We start from the raw sequence: 20,083 nt of genomic DNA, 5'->3' as shown, positions 1-20,083 counted from the left end.
ATGCTGAAAGCTCCTACACCAACAGCAACGGAGATTTGCTATGAGCGATTCAGATGAGCGCATTGCCGCAGACATACTTATCGCCATGATTGGCACAAATACAGAAAGCACTAACAAATTGGAGAAGCTTGCAGGCGATAAACTTGACCGAGCCACACAAAATGTTACAGCTGCCTACCAAACGATTTTTGATGCAGTACACAACGCACGTAAACAGAAGTAATCCGGCTATTGGCCCAGTTAAAGCTGGGCCCCATTTACTGCCTGAATTGCTCCCTGGATCGAACTAACCCAAAATTCCACATCCTCACCATGCGTCTCTGTGAGACACATTGCCCGCTCGAATATCTGCTCACGTGTCAGAATTACTTTTGGACCAAGCCCTGCTGAGTTACCAGTCTCCTGCGCTTCCCCCTGCTCTGAAATTAAGGACTTCTCTACCTCCTTAGCCATTTACACTCTCCTGTACAAATACCCATATACCGCAATGAATTAATCCCGATCTTCAGAAACCGCAGAATGGCAGGACAATAAAATGGGGAATTGAAAATGATCGTTATTCTGGTTTCTGAAACGAACCCGCACGGCCTTAACTTGCCTGCCGAACTTCTGGCATGGCTTGCTCCTCAACTAGATCATCCAACGGCCCAAAGACATCAGGCCGAAGACACGCCCGGGAAACCTTCCTCTGAGTAGCTAGCTCTATCTTTGAGCAAAGCTTTGGCGGTATCGCCTTTAATCCATTACGCATCTGGGAGACAAAGACCGGGGTTACCCCTATCGCCCTTGCAAGGTTGGCCTGTGATCCGACCAGTTTGATAGCGATATCTAGGGCAGAGTCTGTCGTTTCCTGCACCATTGCTGCTGCTCCTTGTCATCAGAAGCTAGAGTATTAACTTTCAGCTACCGGAAATCAATAGCCGATAATTAATTAACTTATAGCTAATATGTCGCCATGAAACATCCAGACTTTGCAAAGAGATTCAAGCAGGCGGTTACTCATGCCGGCGTGGAAGATACGCAGGAGGCATTGGCGCGCCTGTTTGAGGTAAGCACCGTAACGATATGGAGCTACCGCAATGGAGAGAAGCTGCCACGAATGAGTACAGCCAAACGAATTGCAGAAACGCTTGGTGTCTCTGTTGATTGGCTTCTCACCGGTACTGGTAAAGGACCAGGTGAAGGAAACACTAAGGAGGGAAGCAATGTTACCCAAGGACCAAGGATTCAAGGGAGAATCCCCCTGATTAGCTGGGTACAAGCTGGAGCCTTTTGTGAAGCTCTAGACTTAATTGATCCGAGTGAAGCCGAAGCTTGGCTGCCCTGCCCAGCAACACATTCTGACCGAGCCTACGCTCTACGTGTTAATGGCGATAGCATGACAAGCCCCTACCCAGGCCAACGATCTTACCCTGAAGGAACCATTATATTTGTTGACCCTGACAAACCTCTCACTAATGGTTGTCGAGTTATAGCCAAGCTTAATGACGAAGTTACCTTCAAGATTTATGCCGAAGATATGGGTCGCACTTTCTTACGGCCAATCAATCCCAGCTATCCATCAATGGATATCACGGATATGGATGTTAGCTTTTGCGGCGTCATACTTGGTTCCTACACCCCAGACTAACACCTTCGCAATTAGCACAGATGTACAAAAGTCACTTTAACTTGTGACATAGCCTCCCCCAAGCCGAAATTCACCTCAATCAAAAAGCAACAAATGAAATAACTTTGTTGCTTCACATCTATCCGATTAGATATATTTCTAATTCTCTGCACTTTCACCTCAAGTGAACAAAAAATAGAACATAGTCGATTTTGCATCTTGCACTAAGGATAGAGTCAAATGGAGCAACAGCTAATTATCGGAATATCCATAACAATTGCGACCCTTATAGCACTTTCAGTGGTAACAACAAAAATTTACCTACAGCTTAAAAAAATTAAACAGAAGTATTCAAAAATAATAAATATTGATGAAGAAGTTGAAAAAGCTAAAAAAGAGAAACAAAAAATATCCACTGAAACAGCAACCCTTATACAAAACTATAAAGAAAAAAGAGAAATACTAAACAAGCTAATCAAGAAAGCTGCCATCTATGACGAGGAAATCCAGCTTGCTGAGTTAGGATTCTACAAACCTCACTTTGACTTTGACACATCAGAGGTATACAAGCAGAAAATAGGCCATATAAAAAATGAACAAAAAGGCTTAATTTCTTCTAAAAAGGCAATATATTGCAACACCCAGTGGACTGTAGAAGGAAGCAAAGCGAAAGGCAGAACGATGACTAATCGGGCCATCAAGTTAACTGCCAGAGCTTTTAATAATGAATGCGACTCCGCAATTTCCAATACAACCTGGAATAATGTTGACAGAATGGAAAAGCGAATAGAAGCTGCCTATGACGCCATAAACAAAATGAATCAATCTAACTCTATAGTTATCTCACATGAGTACTACCTCCTAAAGCTTAAAGAGCTACGACTAGCCTATGAATACAAAGATAAGAAGCAAAAAGAAAAGGAAGAGCAGCAAGAAATTAAACGCCAAATGCGAGAAGAGTTAAAACTAGAACAAGAGATGGAAAGATCTCTCAAAGAGGAGGATAAGTATAAAAAATTATTAGACAAAGCAAAGAAAGAGGCTGAAAAAGCCACAGGAAGTAAACTTGAAAACCTTAACGCAAAAATAGCCAAGCTAAACGAAGAACTCACAGAGGCCCATAAAAAATCTGAACGCGCCAAATCTATGGCAGAACAAACTAAACAAGGGCACGTATATGTTATTTCAAATGTAGGATCATTTGGTGCGCATGTATATAAAATTGGAATGACCAGACGACTAGAACCAAATGATCGGGTCAAAGAGCTTGGTGACGCTAGTGTCCCCTTCACCTTTGATGTCCACGCCATGATCTTTTCAGACAATGCTCCGGCGCTAGAAAACAAACTTCATAAGGTATTTGATCAAAGAAGACTCAATTTAGTTAATACAAGAAAAGAGTTCTTCCGTGTATCCCTTTCGGATATTGAAAGAGTAGTTAAAAGGGAATATCCAAATGCTGAATTTATTAAAACCGCTGAAGCCAGAGATTACAGAGAATCTCGAAGTATAATTGCCCAACGTCAAAGTAAGAAAGCCGCAAATAATCTAGCTGAAGAGTTTCCTGAAACTATATAACAGCTACATAAAAGCACCCTGTACATGCACTAGTCATTGGCTGCTTGCCCAATTAAGTAGAAGCTCGCAGCCTCCATTGGCGCTAAATTCTTCATAAAGCGACAATATTCTGCTCAAGCTCAAAACTAGATAGAGCCATTATCCCTTTCTGGCAGCCACTCCTAGCGCCATTGATATTCAATAAGTTACTTGCCCCTCACGACAAACGACACCACTACAACCCCTAGTATTAACTTTCGGCTATTGACGAACACATTAACTTTCGGCTACTGTCTTCATGCAAATCAAGGACAGGGCACCCAAAATGCGCACCGAAACGGAGTTCCGACAGCTAGCACCACGCCAAGCGGAAGCGCTAACACATCGCGCCCGAGGGCTCTCAAACCGGGAAACCGCCCAAGCTATGCAGTGCTCCGTCACCAACGTCAGCAACCTGCTCGCGGAGTGCTTCTACAAGCTCCACGCCCGCAACAGCACAGACGCCGTGGCCAAGGCGGTAAAGCACGGATTAATCCAATTCGTCCTGATCGCCACGATTGTCAGCGGAATTGGCGCAGAGCAAGAACAGCTACGCACCCGATTCCAACGCCGCCTCACCTCACAAACCATCCGAAACAACCGGGAGGGAATCGCATGACCGCCACCGTGTTTGTACACCCCACGGCGATGAGTAAAAACAATATCGACCGCCTCAAGCGCCGCATCGATATTGCCAACGCCGTCCACAAAATTGGCACCCGCCTAGTGCAACCAAAACCCACCACCGCAAAGCCAGTAAATAACTGGCCACCGTTTGGAGGTGATGCCGCATGAACCAGAACAATCCAGCCCACAGCGTGGAAACCCTGCTCACCGTCGCCAATGGAAATTCTGGAGCCAGCAAAGTTGCCGCACTGGTTTTGCTTTCCGCCTGGAATAGCTACGACTTTTCAGTCCCCGTAGCAGACCTTGCGTTACTGGATGGCGACAACTTCTGGCATGCCATCAACGTAATCAATCTGCGCTACCACGGCAGATCACCTGAAAACGTCATTGCGGATGGTGAGAAAAAATTCCACACCCTCTACCGCGACTGGAACCACCTGGAAACCCAGAGGAAGGAAGCCGCGTGAACCAAGCCCTGCCGCTACCGCAAATGCCCTGCCCTCACTGTGGCAAGCCAGCAGGGCCTGTATTTAATGGGCAATTGCAATTACGCGGCTGGAATTGCCAACCCTGCCGATACTGGGAACCCGCCATCGGTAGAGAAAGGAAGTTCAAAAAAACGGGGACCGGCCATGAATGAATTCACCCGAATTTTAGAGCTGTACGAAGAGCTGCAGGCCAAGGTGAAGCTGCAAGAATTTGAAATAAAAAGCATGCGCGAACAAGTCGCCACACTCTCCGAAGCCATCCAAGGCCAAACCCCACAAAAAGAAAATCAGGAGGCAGCGTGAGAAAGGAAAAAACCTTCACCGTCACCCAAGCCGCCCGCCTATTGGGAATGGGCAGAAACAATTTAATGAAACTCATGCGGAACAACGGCTTATTACACAGCCAAGAACCCATGCGCAACTCCCCCACAAAGTGGGCCACCACACAGGGCCTGCTCGTTGCACAAAACGCTGAATACAAACGCGGCCCAGTGGCAGTGCCTTACATCAACACCAAGGTCACCTCCAACGGCATGGTCTGGATGCGCGACCTTATCGAAAAACAAACCGTACCCGAAGCTAGTTAATCACCCACAAATAAAAGCAAAGGATTGAAAAATGGAACTACAGCAACTCGTCACTGAAAGTCTTGGTAAGTACATCGACAGCGGAAAACTGGAAAAGTCTATCGACTCAAAAGTTGAAGCTACCATTGTTGGAATTTTGGATTCAGTGCTTCGCGAATATAGTGATTTTGGCAAGTCTTTAAAAACGGCTATTGAAGATAAAATCTCTATCTGCACAAACCAAATAACCCTGCCTGAGTACAACAAATATATTACCGACATGATCGGTGAGCTGTACATCAAAGCTCTAGATGAGCAAGCAGCCGCACATTTAAAACCACTAATTGATGAGGCCCTAAAACCTGTTCCATCCGTAATGACATCTGAAGAGTTCTTGGAACTAATCAAAGAGGAATGGCAAGAACAGCATCTTCGCAATGAATATGAAGAAATAAAACTGGAATGGAAGCGATCCGAAGATTTTATAGATGTGAAAATCCTCCACGGTGAATATTCATTCAATAATGTCGAGATTTCACTTCATAAGGACCGCGATGAAGAGCATCACTATATCTCGATTATCCGAGAGGATGGTAAAAATTTTAGAAGAGGAGTACAGGCACACACAGCTAATTATGGGCTTCCCGGTGAACTTTTCAAACTATATGCCCGCAGAACTTTGATTACAGATATAGATGAAATCTACGGCGATTCTATTTACCTCGATTACGATTAATAACTTTCAACCGCGCCCCAGGCGCATCAGTCAGCTGTAACCGTTAGGGCTGCCGGTACGGAGCCCAATTTTTATTAATTGGAGAACTCCATGAAAAGATTCGCACTATTTACCGGCACTTATAACTTGCTAATGGGAGGCATCAAAGATTTCAAACGCTCCTACGCCACCGAAGAAGAAGCCTACCAAGAGGTAGAGCGCATTGCCCAGCAGGAGCTATTCACACACTGGGCTCAGATCTTCGACAAGAAAACCGACACCGCAAAAATTTATCGTATCGACGATAAAAAAATCACCGAGGACAAACCCCAAGACTGCCCTCACCCAGAACCAAACGCCGCCTGACCCACAGCCAATAACTTTCTAAGCCCGCCCAGTGCGGGCTAAGTGGGTAGAAAATAGCAACGAATAAAACCCAATGGCTAATCGTAAACAGAAAAAAGGGAGAGCCGCGTGAAGCTCTGGCAATCCCTCACCGGTATCGCCGCCCTAATCTTCTGCGGCACCAGCCTAGCGTTTACCGTGCAGCTGTGGATATCCATGCCCGCAGGTCTCGGCGGGCAGGTGGTGGCCGGTGCTACTGCGGTGGCGCTGGAGCTGTGCAAGTTCAGCTTCGCCCCGCTGGGCCTTTGGTTGCGCAACCAGGGCCAGGCCAGTGGCTATGCCCTGCTCTGCCTCTGGCCCCTGCTGGTAGTAATCAGCATTGTTGCAACGGTCGGATTCCTCGCCACTCACAGCGACGAACAGCAACAGCGCAGCGCCCGTAACAGCCAGGAATACCAAGCGTTGCAACAGCAGTTAAACAGTTTGCAACAGCAGATCAACACCCTAAACGGCCTGATCAACACCGACGCCAACAACGGCTACCGCCAACGCGCCATTAATACCGCCGCACAGTTATCCACAATGGAGGCTGAGCGCACGCAGCTCATAGAAAAGCTATCCACAATCGAACAAACACCCAGCACGCACAGCGCCTTCAGCAGCTTGGCGAACACCCTCAACGCAGACCCGGCAAAGGTTCAGCATATCGGTTTCCTCGCCCTAGCGATCATCACAGACATCGTAGGGCTAGTCGCGTTGCTCGCGTTTAACGCTGCTGCAACAGTTGCGAAACGCGCCACTGTACCGTTGCAACAGCCTGAAACGGTGGAAACACAACCGTTACACACCGGCCACTTGAACGAAGAACAACAGCAACTCGCCCAGCGAATCCGCGCCGGGGAGTTCGGCCACAAGCCCGTCATGCGCAACATCATCAACGAAATGCGTCTTCGACACGGAACCGTTAAACCCGTTTTCGACGCCCTGCAACAGGCGGGCACACTCAATAAAAATGGCCGGGGATACTTCCTCGCGAGTCAGGGAGGGCTGCCCAATGGGTAAGCTGGTTAAAGGGGTCACCTGGGCCAAAGAGCAATTCGAAAAAGGCTCCCGCCCTGGTAAAGAGAAAATCTTGGAGTGGATAGAGGCCGAGCATATCCCCGGCCAGATCATCGCCGGGGAGCCCTATGTGGATGCCGACCGATTCGCTATACGCGACCACACCGGCAAAACCCCAGCACAAAATACCTCCGCCAACGATGGCCAGCCCAGAAGCGGGCTAGACCTGTTGGCAGGCTGAGAACAGATTAAGCAGTAGGCGAGCAAGGAAATGGCCAGACCTAGAAAGCCCCGTATGGTGGGTGACACTCTATTACCCGATAACCTTTATCCAGATTCTCGCGGACGGGAAAACTATTGGCGCTATCGCCGCCCAGACCTGACGGATAAAGTTTTCTCAGCAACGCTTGAAGAAGCTATTCGTATGGCTGAGCAGGCCAACACACAGCGCGGTATTAAGCTTGAGCGCAAACCTGTAAAAGCCCCAGACAGAGCTAGCTTCGCCTACCACGCAGCACGCTATATAGATTGGCGTATTGAAAATGACCCACGCTTACCCAACAAGGCTAGCTGGCGCAATCGCTGTAACGCCTTGAAGAGGTTTGGTGAAGACTTCGAAGTGATCCCCATTCACAAAGCCAAATTGGCTGACCTGCGCAAATGGTGGGAATCCCTTACCTATCACCAGCAACATGCCCGCCGCGCAGAATTTAATAAGTTCTTTAATTTTTTGATGGCTGAAGGTTTGTGCAAACTGGAAAGCAACCCGTTTACCACAGCCGATGATCGACCGCGCCTACTGGAAAAAGGAAAGCCCATTAAAAAGCGTCAACGCTTAACCCTGGAATCTTATTGGACCATCTATGAAAAGGCTGGCGAGCTAGGTTATGAAGCTTTACAGATTGCCATGGGCATCAGCATGCTAACTACCATGCGCCGCGCTGATATTTGCGAATTAAATTTTGAGAAACACCTTAAGAGTGACCACCTACGCAAAACGATTAATAAATCCGAAGCGCAACGGGATAGCCTCGCCGCCAGCCATTTAAGTTTTAACTTAAAAAAACACCAACAACTCAGCAAGCTAATTACCCGATCCAAAGAACTCAGCTTAAGAAATTACCGCTGCCCCTACATATTGAGCCACACACCCAAGCAACGGCGGACGGGAAAAACTAAAGAGCATGTTTGCCAGGTAAGCCCAGACCGACTTAGCGATATGTTCACCGAAGTCCGCAATGCTACTGGGCTCTATATCGGAATACCTAAAGACCAAACCCCACCCAGCTTCCATGAAGTACGCAGTCTCGCTTCAGATCGATTTAAAAGAATGGGGTATGACGTGAAGTCAGTACAGCAACTGATGGCGCACACAGATGAGCGGGTTACACAATCCTACCAAGCGGGGCATGGGATTGATTATGAGGAGATCAGCATCTATTTGGATGAGCAGGCTATTGGGAGGGAGTTCTGAGTTACTAATTCCTTAGGCAAAGTTCGATCAGAAAAAATATTCAATGTCCCCACCAGACTCTTATGGGCTTATGATAGATAGGATCACCAAGTAGATGTGAAAAGGAAGAACTTATGCGTTCTGCTCTAAACGCCATGGGGTATAAGGTCCGCGCTTTAGCCTTATAAACCGCCTTTAAAAGAGCTTCAGCCTGCTTCTTATCCTCACAAAATACTGGCCGAAATTCAAAGCTATCACAGCCATCAGAAAATTTCATTTTGACTCCATATCGAATAGGAATTTCTTCTGATTTACATACCCCCTCTAAGAATTGTATGTTCTTACAAGCTATATTACCCGCGTAAAACTCCTTACCCTTATCACTACCATTTCCAGCAGTCATCTCATCACCCTTCATGTGAGTTAGTTGTGTAACATCAAAGCTATCCCCTTCTATCCAAATCTAAGGAAATAAATAACGACAATTAAGGAGCTGCAGGTCATCCTAAAGCGCATCAACAACTAAAGAGGTGCCTATATCGCTTGCTAAGTAAAACGAGAACAAAAGGCTTGCCAAGCAATCTAATACGGACAAAAGGGAAATACAAGGAAGGCGCCAATCTACACATTTCAAATTGCATGAGGCGCTACAGAATTAAAAAAGTGAACTTGACAACGCAAATTAAAGACGAAAAAAAAGGGCCAGAAAGGCCCTTTTTTGTCACCCGTAAGTTTGTGTACGGGTTTATGTGCAGTTTGTGTGCACCTGGAGGCTTCATTGCTGAAACCCCCGTATTTGGTGGAGCTAAGCGGGATCGAACCGCTGACCTCAACACTGCCAGTGTTGCGCTCTCCCAGCTGAGCTATAGCCCCAAATTTTGTTGCTTGACGTTTCCGTCGAAAGCGGGGCGCATTTTAGCAAGGTTTAGGCGCCTGTCAACAGAAAAAATAACTTTTTAATCAATTAGTTAGCTGCTGACACCACAGGCCCCCGGAGGCTGCCGCTTCCAGGGGCTCACCAACGCGAATCAGCCTTACTTGAGTCCAGCGTACTCTTTTTCCCAGCGCTTCAGCACCTTCTTCCCGGCACCGCCCAATACGTCGATCGCCTGGCGCAGGCGGGCGCGGCTGAGGTCGGGGCCCAGGAGCACCATGGCTTCCATCACGGAGAAGGACGCAGTGGTGCCGCTGATGGCGACAAACAGCGGGGCGTTAAAGTCTTTCAGCTTGATTTCCATGGCCGTGGACAGGGCTTTCACTGCCTGGAAGATACTGTCCTTGTCCCAAGCGCGCAGGGCTTCCAAACGCCACAGGGCAAACTGGAGTAGCTTCTTCTGGTCATCCAGGGGCAGCTTGTTACCGCTGAAGCTGTCTTCGGTCAGGGGCAATTTGCCAGAGGCGAGGAAGCTAACCAGCGGGGCAAAGTCACCGAAGGTTTCCATGCGCTCTTTCGCCTGGGGCAGAACCTTGAGCAGGTTGTCGCGGTTAAACATCCACTCGGTCAGGCGATCGGCGAGTTGCTCATTTTCCAGCTCGCGAATCCAAAGGCCGTTCAACCAGGACAGCTTCTCTACATCAAATACCGGGCCACCCAGGGAAACACGCTTAATATCGAAGTGCTCCAGCATCTCTTCGAGAGAAAACTTCTCGCGCTCATCCGGCATGGACCAACCCATACGGCCGAGGTAGTTAAGCAGTGCTTCGGGCATAAAGCCGGCGCGCTGGTAATACAGGATAGAAGTGGGGTTCTTGCGCTTGGAAAGCTTGGTCTTGTCCGGGTTGCGCAACAGCGGCAGGTGGCAGAGCACCGGCATTTCCCAACCGAAGTATTCGTACAGCAGTTTGTGCTTAGGTGCGGAGTTGATCCACTCCTCACCGCGAAGAACATGGGTGATCTCCATCAGGTGATCATCCACCACATTCGCCAAGTGGTAAGTGGGCATACCATCGGACTTGAGCAGAATTTGTGCGTCTACCTGGGCCCAGTCGATTTCAATAGTACCGCGCAGCAGATCTTCCACCACACAGGTGCCGCTCTCAGGCACATTCATACGCACTACATAAGGTGCTCCAGCAGCGCGACGCTTTTCAACTTCCTCTTCCGGCAGAGCCAGGTCACTGGGCTTCAGTGAAGTGCGGCCCGCTTCGCGCAAACCTTCACGGAGTTGTTCCAGTTCTTCTGCAGTTCGATAGCAGTGGAAGGCGTGCCCTTTTTGTACCAGCTCATCGCAGTAGGTTTTGTAGATATCGCCGCGCTCACTCTGGCGATAGGGGCCGTGAGGGCCGCCGACATCCGGTCCTTCCTGCCAATCCAGTCCGAGCCAACGCAGGCTGTCGAGAATGGCTTTCTCCGATTCCGGGGTACTGCGCTGCTGGTCGGTGTCTTCAATACGCAATACAAACTGGCCGCCTTGAGCGCGGGCAAAACACTGGTTGAAGAGGGCAATATAGGCTGTACCAACGTGGGGATCACCGGTTGGAGACGGTGCGATTCGGGTTCTTACGGTCATGATAAACCTGATTGATAAATGGAGGACTCGTTAAACCGCAGGATTATAGCGCTGGCCAGCCTCTTGGCACAGGCGGGGTTTTCTCCTCAATAAGAATATTTACGCGCCATAACTTCATTATTGTGAGCTAATGACGTGACATACATCACGAAAAAAGTATTATTGCCGCCATAAAGAAGGAATGGCTTGACTAACGTATTACCCCAAATTTTGCAGGGGTTTCCGCGAGCAGCTTCTCCCTAAGAACGATAAATTAATCGCTCAGGATGGCATACCATGCAAAAAAATGTAGTTCGCACACTGTTTTCTGCTATTGCAGCAGGTACCCTTTTCAGCATTTCTGCCGCTTCAATGGCCGCTACTGATAGTGCAAGCAGTGATATCACCCTCTCTTTCACACCCACTATTGAGATCACTCGTGTAGACAACCTCACGATTACCGATCCCACTTTGGGTACCGATGCCGTAGGCACCGAAGATTTCTGTGTGGGCGGCCTCGGGTTCTCCACCTACAGCATTACTTTCGACAGTAATGACGGTGAGAATGACACGGAATTTACCCTGACCGACGGCACCAACAACGTGCCCTACAGTGTTGGTTTTGATAACAGCACCTCCGGTACTTTTACTACTGTTATCGAGGGCGATGCGCTGACAGGCCAAACCCGGAATATCGCTTCCTGCGGCTCCAGCGATAACGCGCGCTTCCAAATCACTGTGGCCAACAGCGCTTGGGAAACTGCAACTGTGCTAAATGGCACCACCTATACCGATACCCTGCTGATCACTGTCGCCTCCGAGTAACAGTAAAGAGTGGCTGGCCCTGCCAGCCATAGCTCAATATGGCAGGACGTCATCTGGGGCGCCTTGCACTGGCTTTGTGTCTGGTGCAAGCCTCCTGCCCCGATACCCTTGCAGCGACTGCAGCGACTTTCCTACTGGAAACCTCTGCTCCTGAAGGGTTTGATGATCTCACCGAACCCCAGCAACTCGTGGTGGATCTCTACTACGGCGGCCGGGAAATTGGTGCTGCGCAAGTCACAATAGATCCGCGCTTTGTTCGCTTTGACTCCCCGTCTGAGGTACTCGAACTGTTGCCCGAAGTTCGCGATACCGAGCGGATTCTCTCCATCCTCGAACGACCGCAAATAAGAAACAGTCACCATGTATGCCGCTCAAACCGGCAGATTGGCTGTGGCTACTTAATGCCATCGGAGTTTGCCGTTATTTACGATGAGCAGCTCTACCGGCTGGATCTTTTTTTCTCACAAGAGCTGTTGCCGCAACAAGCGGCAATCAATGATCCCTATTTGCCGGAAGCGAGTTCTGACTTCTCTGTCGTACAAAACCTGAGCGGTTCCTGGAGTGGGGTTGAAAGTGATTGGGGCCCGGACAGCTATAGCGCTGCATTAAATGGCAACACCATAGTGAGCTTTGGTGAAAGCGCTCTGCATTCACAATGGTCAGTGGCCTCAGAGCAGGACAGCCGGATCCATAATCTATATTGGAGTCGCGATTTTCAGGGGCAAGCCTATTCGGCCGGCCTTTTACAACCCCAAGGGGGCTTTGGCTATTTCCGGCCTCAGGAAGCGATCTATGGCGTAGAGCTACGCACTTCCCAGCGCACCCGAACTGATATCAGTTATCAACAGGGAGCGCCGGTTGAAATTAATATGCCGGTGCGCGGTAGAGTCGAGGTATATCGGGATGAACGACTTATCCACACCGAACTACTGGAGGCCGGCAACCGTCTGTTAAATACCTCTACCCTACCCCACGGCGCCTACGATATTGAGGTGCGCACCTACGATGAAGCGGGGCGGGTATTGAGCCGGCATATCGAATTCTTTGCCAAGGATTCGCTACTGCCGGCCCCCGGCGAGTGGTTTTGGAGCTTGCAGGCAGGTTTGCCCACCCGCAGTTTTTGGGACGACACTCTGCCGGACCACTACGACGATGGAATTATTACTACCTCTGTCGCACGCCGTTTAACGACCGGATTGGGTCTTTTTGTTTCTGGCGCCGCAGCCGAGGAGCAGCAATTGTTGGAAGTCGGCGGTCGCTGGATTGGCGAAGGCGTTGAAGTCTCCCCAAGCTTGGTGACATCCGGTGATGGACGCAGCGGATACCGATTGCAGGCATTAGTTAAAATGCCCTACGGGACTTTTAGTGCAGTAAAAACCGAGCTGGATGCCAATACAACACCGTTCAACAACGATAAATATACATTACTGCCGGGCAGCTATTCCCAAACAAGTATGAGTCTGCGCACAGCAGTATTGGGCGGACAGCTATCCCTAAGATTCAGCGAGCGGGACCAAAACCAACTCCCCGGCAGCATCGACAGCGGCGATTCACTGAGCAGTGCCCAGAAGTTAAAAACCCTGGAGTTCCGCCACCCCATTTTTAAGAGCACCCATTGGCTCGGCAACGCCACTCTGTCCCACAGTGATGCAGACGGCGAGCAGTACACCAGTCTGGAGTTCCAGTTCCGAATGCGCTCCAAGCACTGGCAACACACCGCTAATCTCTATAGCGACAACAGTGAACAAAGCACTAGCAGCGAGCGATTTGCACTGCAAAGCCGCTGGTACGACCGGGATTTATGGGCGGCTGAATTTGAACAGCAGCTTTCTATGGAAGCATCCCCTGAAGCCAATTACCTGGAGGCCCGTACGCATTTAGCGGGACATCACGGATATTTGAATACTGCAGTTGGGCTTTACGATGATGATGAAGGCCGTGCTATCAACTACCTCGGAGGGTTCAGCACCAACCTGATTGCCACAAAAAATTCCCTCAATTGGGGCGGTGAGCAAAATCTCCAGAGCGCAGTTATCGTAAATATCGAAGGCAGTGAAGATAAAGATTTTGAAGTTTTGGTTAATGGCAGCCGCCGTGGATACGCCAAAGGCGGCACAACGTCAGTGATTAATTTACCGGCTTATCGCAGTTACGACCTTTCCCTCCGGCCCCTGGAAGAGGGCTTTTTCGATTACCGGGAAACCTCCGAAACCATTACCCTGTATCCGGGCAATGTGGGCGCCAGCAGCTACCAAATACTGCCACAAATCCTGGTACTGGGCCGATTAACCAGCCTTGGCCAGGGGCTGGCAAATACAGAAGTAATCATTGGCGAACACTCAGCGAAAACTGACCAATACGGCGTTTTCCAAATGGAATTCCACGGTGAACATAACACCATCCTAAATACAGAAGTTCGCTGGGGAAATTGTAAAGCCTCAATCGAGGCCACTTCATCGGGCGATAGCTGGCTCAACCTGGGAACCATAGAAGAGTCAGAGGCCAACTGCCAGACTGGGCAAATAGCAGAGGTAAGCCGTGTCCATAACTAAGAAGCTGCACAAACTTGGCCTGGTCTCTGCGCTGTTGATTCCGCTATTTAATATACCAGTACAAGCCCAGGTAAATTGCTCCAGCAATAACGATTTGCGAGTTTGTGGCTTGGAAGATTCACACACTATTGATTACGAATCAGAACCTAAAGAAATTCAGTTCACTACCCGAAGCCTGCTGGGAAGCTGGACCCTACGCTACGATGTAGAAGTGAGTCCGCTCAGTGGATCTACTTTCGCACTATTTGCGGACAGTGGTGAACAGCTGGATATTGATATTTCATTTCGAGCCAATAACGGCACCACGGAAACACTCAGTCCAGGAACTCAGTCCGCTACTTTTGCCGGCACTAGCGACGATGCAGATACTTATTTAGTGATCGAGCTGGACAGCAGCCAAATACCCTCTTCCAGCCGCTACTCCGCCAGCTTTGAGATGACACTGAATAATTATTTTATTATTTGGACTGCCGGCACCGAAACAGTTCAGTTTGACATTGTGCTGGACGTAGAGCCAAACATCGCCATTCGCAATCTGGGTGATATTGACCTCAGCAACAGTGGCACCCTGTTTGGACAGGCCATTGAGGGCAGTGAGGACTTTTGTGTTGGCGGTATAGGATTTAGCGGTTACACAGTAAACCTGTCCAGCGCCAATGGCAGCACCGGGGGATCAGGCAGCAGTGCCTATGAATTGGGGGGAAACAGTGAACAAATCCCCTACAGCGTAGCCTTCTCAGACAATCTGGCTGCAACTTCAGGCATTTCCCCAGATAGCCTGGGAGATATCTCCGGCAGCTTTAGCCGAACTTCGGATGAAAACTGCCTTTCTGATAATGCGCGAATTTATATTTCTATTGCGCCCTCAGACTGGGAAAACGCGGGCGAACCTCTCTACACCGATGTACTCACAGTAACGGTGAGCAGCCAGTGAGTTACATATAAAATAATCCCCTGCCTGCTATAGGCAAGCAGCCAATTCTAATTAGCCGCTAAGAGGAAAACGAACCCGCTCACTCTGCTGCCCTCGCAGTAAAACTTCCAGCTCGCCGCCAACGGGTTTACCCGTTACTTCGATACTGGTGCCAGCGTATAACCGACCGGTGGCCTCAAGTTTTTCACACTTCTCTTCAGTCACACAATGACGTACTTCCACGACCTCTACATTAATATTGCCACTATTCGTGAGTCGGTAATTATCCCCTTCAGCCACTAAATCAATTTTATAAGCTCCGCCTTTTGGCTGCACAAATACCAACGCCTGATAAGCTACAAGGATTTTTAGTGCCGTTCTGTCACTCTTGATATCACCTACAACAGGTTTAAAAGTCACCCGGTAGACTTTCTCCTCTTCAAGATCTCTATCTAAGGCCATTAAGCGAAAGCGCTTTCTCTCTCCGGGGGCCAGGACAGCTCTTGCGGGGCTGACAAGGAGTTTAAATTCATCAGGATTTATCACCCTGACTCGACTCTCATTATCATGGCCGGGGTTATCCACACGGAATATTTCAGTTTGGATATATAGCGTCTCATTATCTGGGTTGCTGACGAGAACATCATCCCGGGCGCTGGGAGTATCTTCCAGGTAAAGGACAATTTTATCCACAGACATAGCTGCCATTACTGGCTGGACGACAAAGAGTAGCAGTGAAAGCAGTACTTTTTTCATAAAGAGCGGGTAGTTTTAGAACTTCTTATAGTAAGCGCAATATCGGGCTGTTTTATCCACAAGTCAAATCGGAACCTAATGAGCCTCCCTTAAATCAACATCACCAGCCCCGCTAGTAAATAAGAGGCAATACTGATTTGCCCTACACCGCCTGAAAAGTAAAACACTGCCAACGTAATAGATCATCCTGACGGGACATACCGCTAGCTAACTCAGTGGCGCGCTATCCATATGGGCAGTGTGCAATCGATTCAGCATCATCACTATGTAAAAACCCCAGCCCTCCATTGATAGCCCTCTGGTCCCATATTTCCTCCCCGTGAACCTTGCAACAGCGGTGGCACCGTCTATTTTTCCTGTATGACCCGGCTCCAGCCAGGGTCCGGTTCATCTCTGGGCAAAGGCCAAATTACGCCCAATTCCAGACGACAATAACACCCGCTTTTCGGACCAGATTCACATGTTAATTGCTCATCGCGGCGACAAGACCCGCCAACCAGAGAATACGATTGCCGCTTTCGAGGCGGCCCATAATCTGGGGGCCTGCGCTATTCAGTGCGATATCCGCTTCAGCGCCGACGGCACCCCCTGGTGCTTCCACGAGGATAGCCTGCACATCCCCGGCAATGACCAGTCCCAGGTCTTCCACTCCCTTAGGGACTCACAGTTACACCACCAGTCGATCAATCGCTTTATCGAGCTGGTAGACTGGGCCAGCTGCCATCGCCACCTGGATTGGTTTATCGGTATCTCACCTGCCAATATCGCCGCCACTGGATTTGTCACCGCCGTTAAAAAGTTAATGGAGCTGATGCGCAGTGAGAATGAGTCATTCGCTCTACTCACCGCAGACTGCCGCAGCCTCAGAGCCGCCCGCAATATGGGCTGGCATCGGGTTGCCCTTGAGATCAATAGTGTCTCCCGGTGCCTATCTGCCGACATTGTTACTTTGGCGCCAGAATATCTACTAATTCGCGACAGCCAGGTTGAATGTGACGAATTGCCCCCAGGCCCCTGGCAATGGGTTGTTTATGAAATCAACTCGACAGAAGAGGCAGTACTCTGGCGCAAGCGCGGTGCTCACCATATTCTCACCGGCAACTTGCCGCTGCTGATGCGCTCCCGGGAAGCGAGTGATGTCTACGGATTTTGATGTCCTGGTAGTCGGCGCAGGTATACAGGGAGCGGGAGCCGCTGAGGTCCTGGCCACCAATCACTATTCCGTGGTGATACTCGAACAGCTGGGAATCGCCGCCGCCACCTCCTCTCGTTCTTCCAAGCTTATTCACGGCGGCTTGCGTTATCTGGAGAGCGGCCAGTTCCGTTTGGTCTACGAGTGCCTGCGGGAGAGAAAGTGGCTACTGGACAACAAGCCCGAACTCGTGAGAATGGTCCCTTTTTATATCCCTATCTACCAGCACAGCAGGAGACCGGCCTGGCTGGTACGCTTGGGGTTGAGCCTCTACAGCCTGTTGTCGGGAATAAACAACAGCGATTCCCGCTTTCGAAAAGTCCCTAAATCCCAATGGGACAGCTTGCCGGGTCTGAATCGGGAGGGCCTGAAGGCTGTATTTCGCTACTACGATGCACAAACCGATGATGCCGCTTTAACCCGTGACGTTGTGGCTTCGGCAGTCGCTCAAGGCGCTCAAATAATTTGCCCTGGCAGTTTGGTAGGCGCAGAAGTCACCCGCGACCATGTCCGGATTGATTATGTAGCAAACGGCAAGCTCAACACCCTGCGCACCCGTGCACTGGTCAATTGCAGTGGCCCCTGGGTAGCCAATACCAATGCTCGCTGTACGCCCCCAGTGGATATTCCACCTATCGACTTGGTTGCAGGCACCCATATCTTGTTGCCTCTATCACTGGGCGACAAAATTTACTACGTCGAAGCTGATGACGGGCGCGCAATTTTTGTAATGCCCTGGCAAGACAAAACCCTGGTAGGGACCACAGAGCGGCCCTATTTCGGCGATCCTCGCGACGTAACACCGACTCTCGAGGAAGAGAGCTATCTCTTACAGGCCGTACAGAAATATTTTGCGCAAGCCCGAGGGCTGAACGGCGAGGACATTTGTGAGAGCTACGCGGGGCTGCGAGTACTCCCTGAAATGGAGAAGAGCCCCTTCGCGCGATCCCGGGAGTCCATTATTTGCTGCGATGACGATAAGAAGCCACGGATGTTGGCCGTAGCAGGCGGCAAATTGACCAGCTACCGCGCTACTGCCCGCAAGATACTGAAAAAACTGGAGCCCACCCTCCAGGCTGGTCGATCGATTGCCACAAAAAATACCCCGACCAAAACAGAAGATAGTTCCTCCGAAAGAGAGCGAAATATTTAAATACATTTTGAATGTGCAGTTTAATTTTTCGACTTCAAGTCACTTGAATACCAACCCCAAATAATCATCTGATAAATAATTTATCTCTTCACCTTTTTACCGTAAATGTGCCCAACCAAATAGAAAGCGAACGGTATAATCAAATAGCTAATAATCGGTACTATAATCGCCACAGCAGCAATTACTTGTAACAATTTATGATCTGGCAAAATTAGGGCTAAGCTGTCGGGAATAAAATAAACCAAAGGAATCAAGGATAAAAATGTAATTAATGTAGCAAAATGCTTATTGTGATGAACCATAGATATACTCCCGCCCTCCCGTAAAAATGAGAGGGGCTTTGAATTACTTTTGGTTTGCTGCAGTAAGGTAGCTGTTATATACCCATCGATAGGTCGTGTGTTGAGCTAATATGCCCCCAAGCTCCGTGCCGTGATCACTTCGCCAATCATCCATCATCTCAGCCAACACGGATGACCAGGTAGCAACTTTAACGCCCGCCTGCGTCATACGATGCATAGCAGCTTGTGTCACTGTACTATTCCAAGTACCAGAAGCATCCACTACGGCATATACATCATACCCTTCGGCTACAGCAGAGATAGCGGGAAACATCAAGCAGACATCCGTAACAATGCCAGCCATAATTATTTTTTTACGCCCGGTTGACTCAATAGCTCGCTTAAACTCCGGACTTTTCCACGCGTTTATCTCACCTTCACGCTCAATTATTTCACTGCCCAAGATGTTTGTTATCTCTGGCATAATAGGACCATTAGGGCCTTCAGGCATACTCGCGGTAACAACAGTGGGTAAACCTACTGCTTTCGCAAGATTTGCCAATCCCTTTATGTTCTCCGTCATCAGATGCGGATCCAGATCCCGACAACTCACCAATAGTCCCGTTTGATGATCAATTAATGCCAACACAGAATTGTCTTTAGTTAAGGTCTCTGAAAACTTATTCACGGTGCTACCTACCTATTTAATGCTTTAACTTTCTAATAACAATTGCACTTGTATTAACATCTGCAATTAACTTACCGCTATAACTCCTAATTAAATCTCCATCCTTCACGTTTTCTTTTTGCCCGGCTTCAGAAAAGACTCCCCAGCCTTTAGTTAGGTAAACCAGAATTTCGCCATTAAATGAAATTTGCTCAGCTGCATTTAAATTGGCGATCTCGATAATCGTACTGTTATCAAAGGTCACTGTTTGATCATCGCGGCCCCCATAAACCCGGGTGACCTTATTTTGGCTGGGCATGTAATACTTGTAGCCTGCGGCTTGACCAGAGACAGTTGGTAAGACCCATAACTGGATCATTCGATTTTTTTTGCTATCCGGGTTCACCTCGTTGTGTGTAAACCCCTGGCCTCCAGCTCGCTGGACTTGCACCCCTCCTTTATCTAAACCTTTGCCATGCTTTAAAGAGCCCTCATGTTGTATTCGTCCATCCACCATGACCGAGATCACATCTATCTCACGGTGAGGATGCATGCCTGTTTCGCCTTTCGGATTGAAGCGGGCATCGGCCAGATAAACAAAATTATCGAGCCCTTCAGAGGTATGTGGATGTTTGTGCGGACCGAACACCTGGCTATCCGTGACCAACCTGTGCTCGGTAAGCCCAGCAAAACCGCCAAGTGGTAGTGAGTCACGTTTGAGGATTTTCATGATATGCCTCCAAAATATGTAAGCGATGGAGGTATCTTAGGTACAACTTATTGTTTTATATATACCA

The 20,083-nt window shown here is 49.0% G+C and carries 25 protein-coding genes and 1 tRNA gene; 18 read left to right on the top strand and 8 right to left on the bottom strand.

From position 1 onward, the window contains the following. Positions 1-40: 40 nt before the first annotated feature. Positions 41-223, top strand: coding sequence for a hypothetical protein (locus tag ACJJII_RS10555; RefSeq protein WP_444919093.1), 183 nt, complete (start codon positions 41-43; stop codon positions 221-223). 17 nt (positions 224-240) lie between these two features. On the opposite strand, the gene ACJJII_RS10550 is transcribed toward ACJJII_RS10555, so the two are convergent. Together ACJJII_RS10550 and ACJJII_RS10545 are read right to left on the bottom strand one after the other, a co-directional pair. Then, a complete protein-coding gene (locus tag ACJJII_RS10550) occupies positions 241-453 on the bottom strand; it encodes a hypothetical protein (RefSeq protein ID WP_444919092.1) in 213 nt (70 codons plus the stop codon). Between the two features lie 136 nt (positions 454-589). After that, a complete protein-coding gene (locus tag ACJJII_RS10545) occupies positions 590-859 on the bottom strand; it encodes a transcriptional regulator (RefSeq protein WP_444919091.1) in 270 nt (89 codons plus the stop codon). Positions 860-955: 96 nt separating this feature from the next. Here ACJJII_RS10545 and ACJJII_RS10540 point away from each other — a divergent pair, with 96 nt between their 5' ends. The 12 genes from ACJJII_RS10540 (at position 956) to ACJJII_RS10485 (ending at position 8,479) form a co-directional block, all read left to right on the top strand. Further along, positions 956-1,630 (top strand): LexA family protein, encoded by a 675-nt coding sequence (locus tag ACJJII_RS10540; RefSeq protein ID WP_444919090.1) that lies wholly within the window; start codon positions 956-958, stop codon positions 1,628-1,630. A 219-nt stretch (positions 1,631-1,849) separates the two neighbouring features. Then, positions 1,850-3,187 (top strand): SNIPE associated domain-containing protein, encoded by a 1,338-nt coding sequence (locus ACJJII_RS10535; RefSeq protein ID WP_444919089.1) that lies wholly within the window; start codon positions 1,850-1,852, stop codon positions 3,185-3,187. Between the two features lie 277 nt (positions 3,188-3,464). Beyond that, complete coding sequence (locus ACJJII_RS10530; protein WP_444919088.1) at positions 3,465-3,824, top strand: response regulator transcription factor; 360 nt, start codon at positions 3,465-3,467, stop codon at positions 3,822-3,824. Further along, complete coding sequence (locus ACJJII_RS10525) at positions 3,821-4,000, top strand: hypothetical protein (protein WP_444919087.1); 180 nt, start codon at positions 3,821-3,823, stop codon at positions 3,998-4,000. The genes ACJJII_RS10530 and ACJJII_RS10525 overlap by 4 nt, the downstream gene beginning before the upstream one ends. Then, positions 3,997-4,299 carry a DUF7673 family protein gene (locus tag ACJJII_RS10520; protein ID WP_444919086.1) on the top strand — a complete coding sequence of 101 codons (303 nt, stop codon included), beginning with the start codon at positions 3,997-3,999 and terminating at the stop codon, positions 4,297-4,299. Before ACJJII_RS10525 ends, ACJJII_RS10520 begins: the two co-directional genes overlap by 4 nt. 165 nt (positions 4,300-4,464) lie before the next feature. Beyond that, positions 4,465-4,623, top strand: a complete 159-nt coding sequence (locus ACJJII_RS10515; RefSeq protein ID WP_444919085.1) for a hypothetical protein — start codon at positions 4,465-4,467, stop codon at positions 4,621-4,623. Continuing rightward, on the top strand, positions 4,620-4,907 hold the full coding sequence (locus tag ACJJII_RS10510; RefSeq protein ID WP_444919084.1) for a phage antirepressor KilAC domain-containing protein: 288 nt from the start codon (positions 4,620-4,622) through the stop codon (positions 4,905-4,907). Before ACJJII_RS10515 ends, ACJJII_RS10510 begins: the two co-directional genes overlap by 4 nt. A 31-nt stretch (positions 4,908-4,938) precedes the next feature. Next, positions 4,939-5,622 (top strand): hypothetical protein, encoded by a 684-nt coding sequence (locus ACJJII_RS10505; protein ID WP_444919083.1) that lies wholly within the window; start codon positions 4,939-4,941, stop codon positions 5,620-5,622. 90 nt (positions 5,623-5,712) lie between these two features. After that, entirely contained in the window at positions 5,713-5,967 is a 255-nt protein-coding gene (locus tag ACJJII_RS10500; RefSeq protein ID WP_444919082.1) for a hypothetical protein, read from the top strand. Between the two features lie 108 nt (positions 5,968-6,075). Next, positions 6,076-7,008, top strand: coding sequence for a hypothetical protein (locus ACJJII_RS10495; RefSeq protein WP_444919081.1), 933 nt, complete (start codon positions 6,076-6,078; stop codon positions 7,006-7,008). Continuing rightward, positions 7,001-7,246, top strand: a complete 246-nt coding sequence (locus tag ACJJII_RS10490) for a hypothetical protein (protein WP_444919080.1) — start codon at positions 7,001-7,003, stop codon at positions 7,244-7,246. Before ACJJII_RS10495 ends, ACJJII_RS10490 begins: the two co-directional genes overlap by 8 nt. Positions 7,247-7,276: 30 nt before the next feature. Beyond that, on the top strand, positions 7,277-8,479 hold the full coding sequence (locus tag ACJJII_RS10485; protein ID WP_444919079.1) for a tyrosine-type recombinase/integrase: 1,203 nt from the start codon (positions 7,277-7,279) through the stop codon (positions 8,477-8,479). A 40-nt stretch (positions 8,480-8,519) separates the two neighbouring features. On the opposite strand, the gene ACJJII_RS10480 is transcribed toward ACJJII_RS10485, so the two are convergent. The 3 genes from ACJJII_RS10480 to gltX form a co-directional block, all read right to left on the bottom strand. After that, the gene (locus tag ACJJII_RS10480; RefSeq protein ID WP_444919078.1) at positions 8,520-8,861 is read right to left on the bottom strand and encodes a hypothetical protein; all 342 of its coding nucleotides are present in this window, start codon (positions 8,859-8,861) and stop codon (positions 8,520-8,522) included. A gap of 394 nt (positions 8,862-9,255) precedes the next feature. After that, positions 9,256-9,331: transfer RNA gene (locus ACJJII_RS10475), tRNA-Ala, on the bottom strand. 161 nt (positions 9,332-9,492) lie between these two features. Next, entirely contained in the window at positions 9,493-10,968 is a 1,476-nt protein-coding gene (gene gltX / locus ACJJII_RS10470) for a glutamate--tRNA ligase (RefSeq protein WP_444912172.1), read from the bottom strand. Positions 10,969-11,244: 276 nt separating this feature from the next. Here gltX and ACJJII_RS10465 point away from each other — a divergent pair, with 276 nt between their 5' ends. From ACJJII_RS10465 to ACJJII_RS10455, 3 genes are read left to right on the top strand one after another with little or no spacing between them, the layout of a single operon-like run. Further along, the gene (locus ACJJII_RS10465; RefSeq protein ID WP_413664496.1) at positions 11,245-11,772 is read left to right on the top strand and encodes a hypothetical protein; all 528 of its coding nucleotides are present in this window, start codon (positions 11,245-11,247) and stop codon (positions 11,770-11,772) included. A gap of 38 nt (positions 11,773-11,810) precedes the next feature. Continuing rightward, entirely contained in the window at positions 11,811-14,324 is a 2,514-nt protein-coding gene (locus tag ACJJII_RS10460; protein ID WP_444919077.1) for a TcfC E-set like domain-containing protein, read from the top strand. Then, the gene (locus tag ACJJII_RS10455) at positions 14,311-15,258 is read left to right on the top strand and encodes a hypothetical protein (RefSeq protein WP_444912169.1); all 948 of its coding nucleotides are present in this window, start codon (positions 14,311-14,313) and stop codon (positions 15,256-15,258) included. Before ACJJII_RS10460 ends, ACJJII_RS10455 begins: the two co-directional genes overlap by 14 nt. 51 nt (positions 15,259-15,309) lie before the next feature. Here the strand turns inward: ACJJII_RS10455 and ACJJII_RS10450 are convergent, their stop codons facing one another. Next, a complete protein-coding gene (locus ACJJII_RS10450) occupies positions 15,310-15,993 on the bottom strand; it encodes a fimbrial biogenesis chaperone (protein WP_413664493.1) in 684 nt (227 codons plus the stop codon). Between the two features lie 460 nt (positions 15,994-16,453). Here ACJJII_RS10450 and ACJJII_RS10445 point away from each other — a divergent pair, with 460 nt between their 5' ends. Together ACJJII_RS10445 and ACJJII_RS10440 are read left to right on the top strand one after the other, a co-directional pair. Beyond that, positions 16,454-17,146 carry a glycerophosphodiester phosphodiesterase family protein gene (locus ACJJII_RS10445; protein WP_413664492.1) on the top strand — a complete coding sequence of 231 codons (693 nt, stop codon included), beginning with the start codon at positions 16,454-16,456 and terminating at the stop codon, positions 17,144-17,146. After that, positions 17,130-18,338, top strand: coding sequence for a glycerol-3-phosphate dehydrogenase/oxidase (locus ACJJII_RS10440; protein WP_444906338.1), 1,209 nt, complete (start codon positions 17,130-17,132; stop codon positions 18,336-18,338). Before ACJJII_RS10445 ends, ACJJII_RS10440 begins: the two co-directional genes overlap by 17 nt. A gap of 345 nt (positions 18,339-18,683) precedes the next feature. Here ACJJII_RS10440 and ACJJII_RS10435 read toward each other — a convergent pair whose 3' ends face one another. Further along, complete coding sequence (locus tag ACJJII_RS10435) at positions 18,684-19,307, bottom strand: isochorismatase family protein (protein ID WP_413664490.1); 624 nt, start codon at positions 19,305-19,307, stop codon at positions 18,684-18,686. Positions 19,308-19,323: 16 nt separating this feature from the next. Beyond that, entirely contained in the window at positions 19,324-20,016 is a 693-nt protein-coding gene (locus ACJJII_RS10430) for a pirin family protein (RefSeq protein WP_444919076.1), read from the bottom strand. Between the last annotated feature and the right edge of the window lie 67 nt (positions 20,017-20,083).

This window comes from Microbulbifer maximicatervae (SeqCode) (assembly GCF_052467825.1).
This window is presented reverse-complemented; position numbering and strand designations above follow the sequence as displayed.

Coding starts and splice junctions, on each gene's coding strand:
- ACJJII_RS10555 (WP_444919093.1), top strand. CDS start 41: ATGAGCGATTCAGATGAGCGCATTGCCGCAGACATACTTATCGCCATG.
- ACJJII_RS10550 (WP_444919092.1), bottom strand. CDS start 453: ATGGCTAAGGAGGTAGAGAAGTCCTTAATTTCAGAGCAGGGGGAAGCG.
- ACJJII_RS10545 (WP_444919091.1), bottom strand. CDS start 859: ATGGTGCAGGAAACGACAGACTCTGCCCTAGATATCGCTATCAAACTG.
- ACJJII_RS10540 (WP_444919090.1), top strand. CDS start 956: ATGAAACATCCAGACTTTGCAAAGAGATTCAAGCAGGCGGTTACTCAT.
- ACJJII_RS10535 (WP_444919089.1), top strand. CDS start 1,850: ATGGAGCAACAGCTAATTATCGGAATATCCATAACAATTGCGACCCTT.
- ACJJII_RS10530 (WP_444919088.1), top strand. CDS start 3,465: ATGCAAATCAAGGACAGGGCACCCAAAATGCGCACCGAAACGGAGTTC.
- ACJJII_RS10525 (WP_444919087.1), top strand. CDS start 3,821: ATGACCGCCACCGTGTTTGTACACCCCACGGCGATGAGTAAAAACAAT.
- ACJJII_RS10520 (WP_444919086.1), top strand. CDS start 3,997: ATGAACCAGAACAATCCAGCCCACAGCGTGGAAACCCTGCTCACCGTC.
- ACJJII_RS10515 (WP_444919085.1), top strand. CDS start 4,465: ATGAATGAATTCACCCGAATTTTAGAGCTGTACGAAGAGCTGCAGGCC.
- ACJJII_RS10505 (WP_444919083.1), top strand. CDS start 4,939: ATGGAACTACAGCAACTCGTCACTGAAAGTCTTGGTAAGTACATCGAC.
- ACJJII_RS10500 (WP_444919082.1), top strand. CDS start 5,713: ATGAAAAGATTCGCACTATTTACCGGCACTTATAACTTGCTAATGGGA.
- ACJJII_RS10490 (WP_444919080.1), top strand. CDS start 7,001: ATGGGTAAGCTGGTTAAAGGGGTCACCTGGGCCAAAGAGCAATTCGAA.
- ACJJII_RS10485 (WP_444919079.1), top strand. CDS start 7,277: ATGGCCAGACCTAGAAAGCCCCGTATGGTGGGTGACACTCTATTACCC.
- ACJJII_RS10480 (WP_444919078.1), bottom strand. CDS start 8,861: ATGACTGCTGGAAATGGTAGTGATAAGGGTAAGGAGTTTTACGCGGGT.
- gltX (WP_444912172.1), bottom strand. CDS start 10,968: ATGACCGTAAGAACCCGAATCGCACCGTCTCCAACCGGTGATCCCCAC.
- ACJJII_RS10465 (WP_413664496.1), top strand. CDS start 11,245: ATGCAAAAAAATGTAGTTCGCACACTGTTTTCTGCTATTGCAGCAGGT.
- ACJJII_RS10460 (WP_444919077.1), top strand. CDS start 11,811: ATGGCAGGACGTCATCTGGGGCGCCTTGCACTGGCTTTGTGTCTGGTG.
- ACJJII_RS10450 (WP_413664493.1), bottom strand. CDS start 15,993: ATGAAAAAAGTACTGCTTTCACTGCTACTCTTTGTCGTCCAGCCAGTA.
- ACJJII_RS10445 (WP_413664492.1), top strand. CDS start 16,454: ATGTTAATTGCTCATCGCGGCGACAAGACCCGCCAACCAGAGAATACG.
- ACJJII_RS10440 (WP_444906338.1), top strand. CDS start 17,130: ATGTCTACGGATTTTGATGTCCTGGTAGTCGGCGCAGGTATACAGGGA.
- ACJJII_RS10430 (WP_444919076.1), bottom strand. CDS start 20,016: ATGAAAATCCTCAAACGTGACTCACTACCACTTGGCGGTTTTGCTGGG.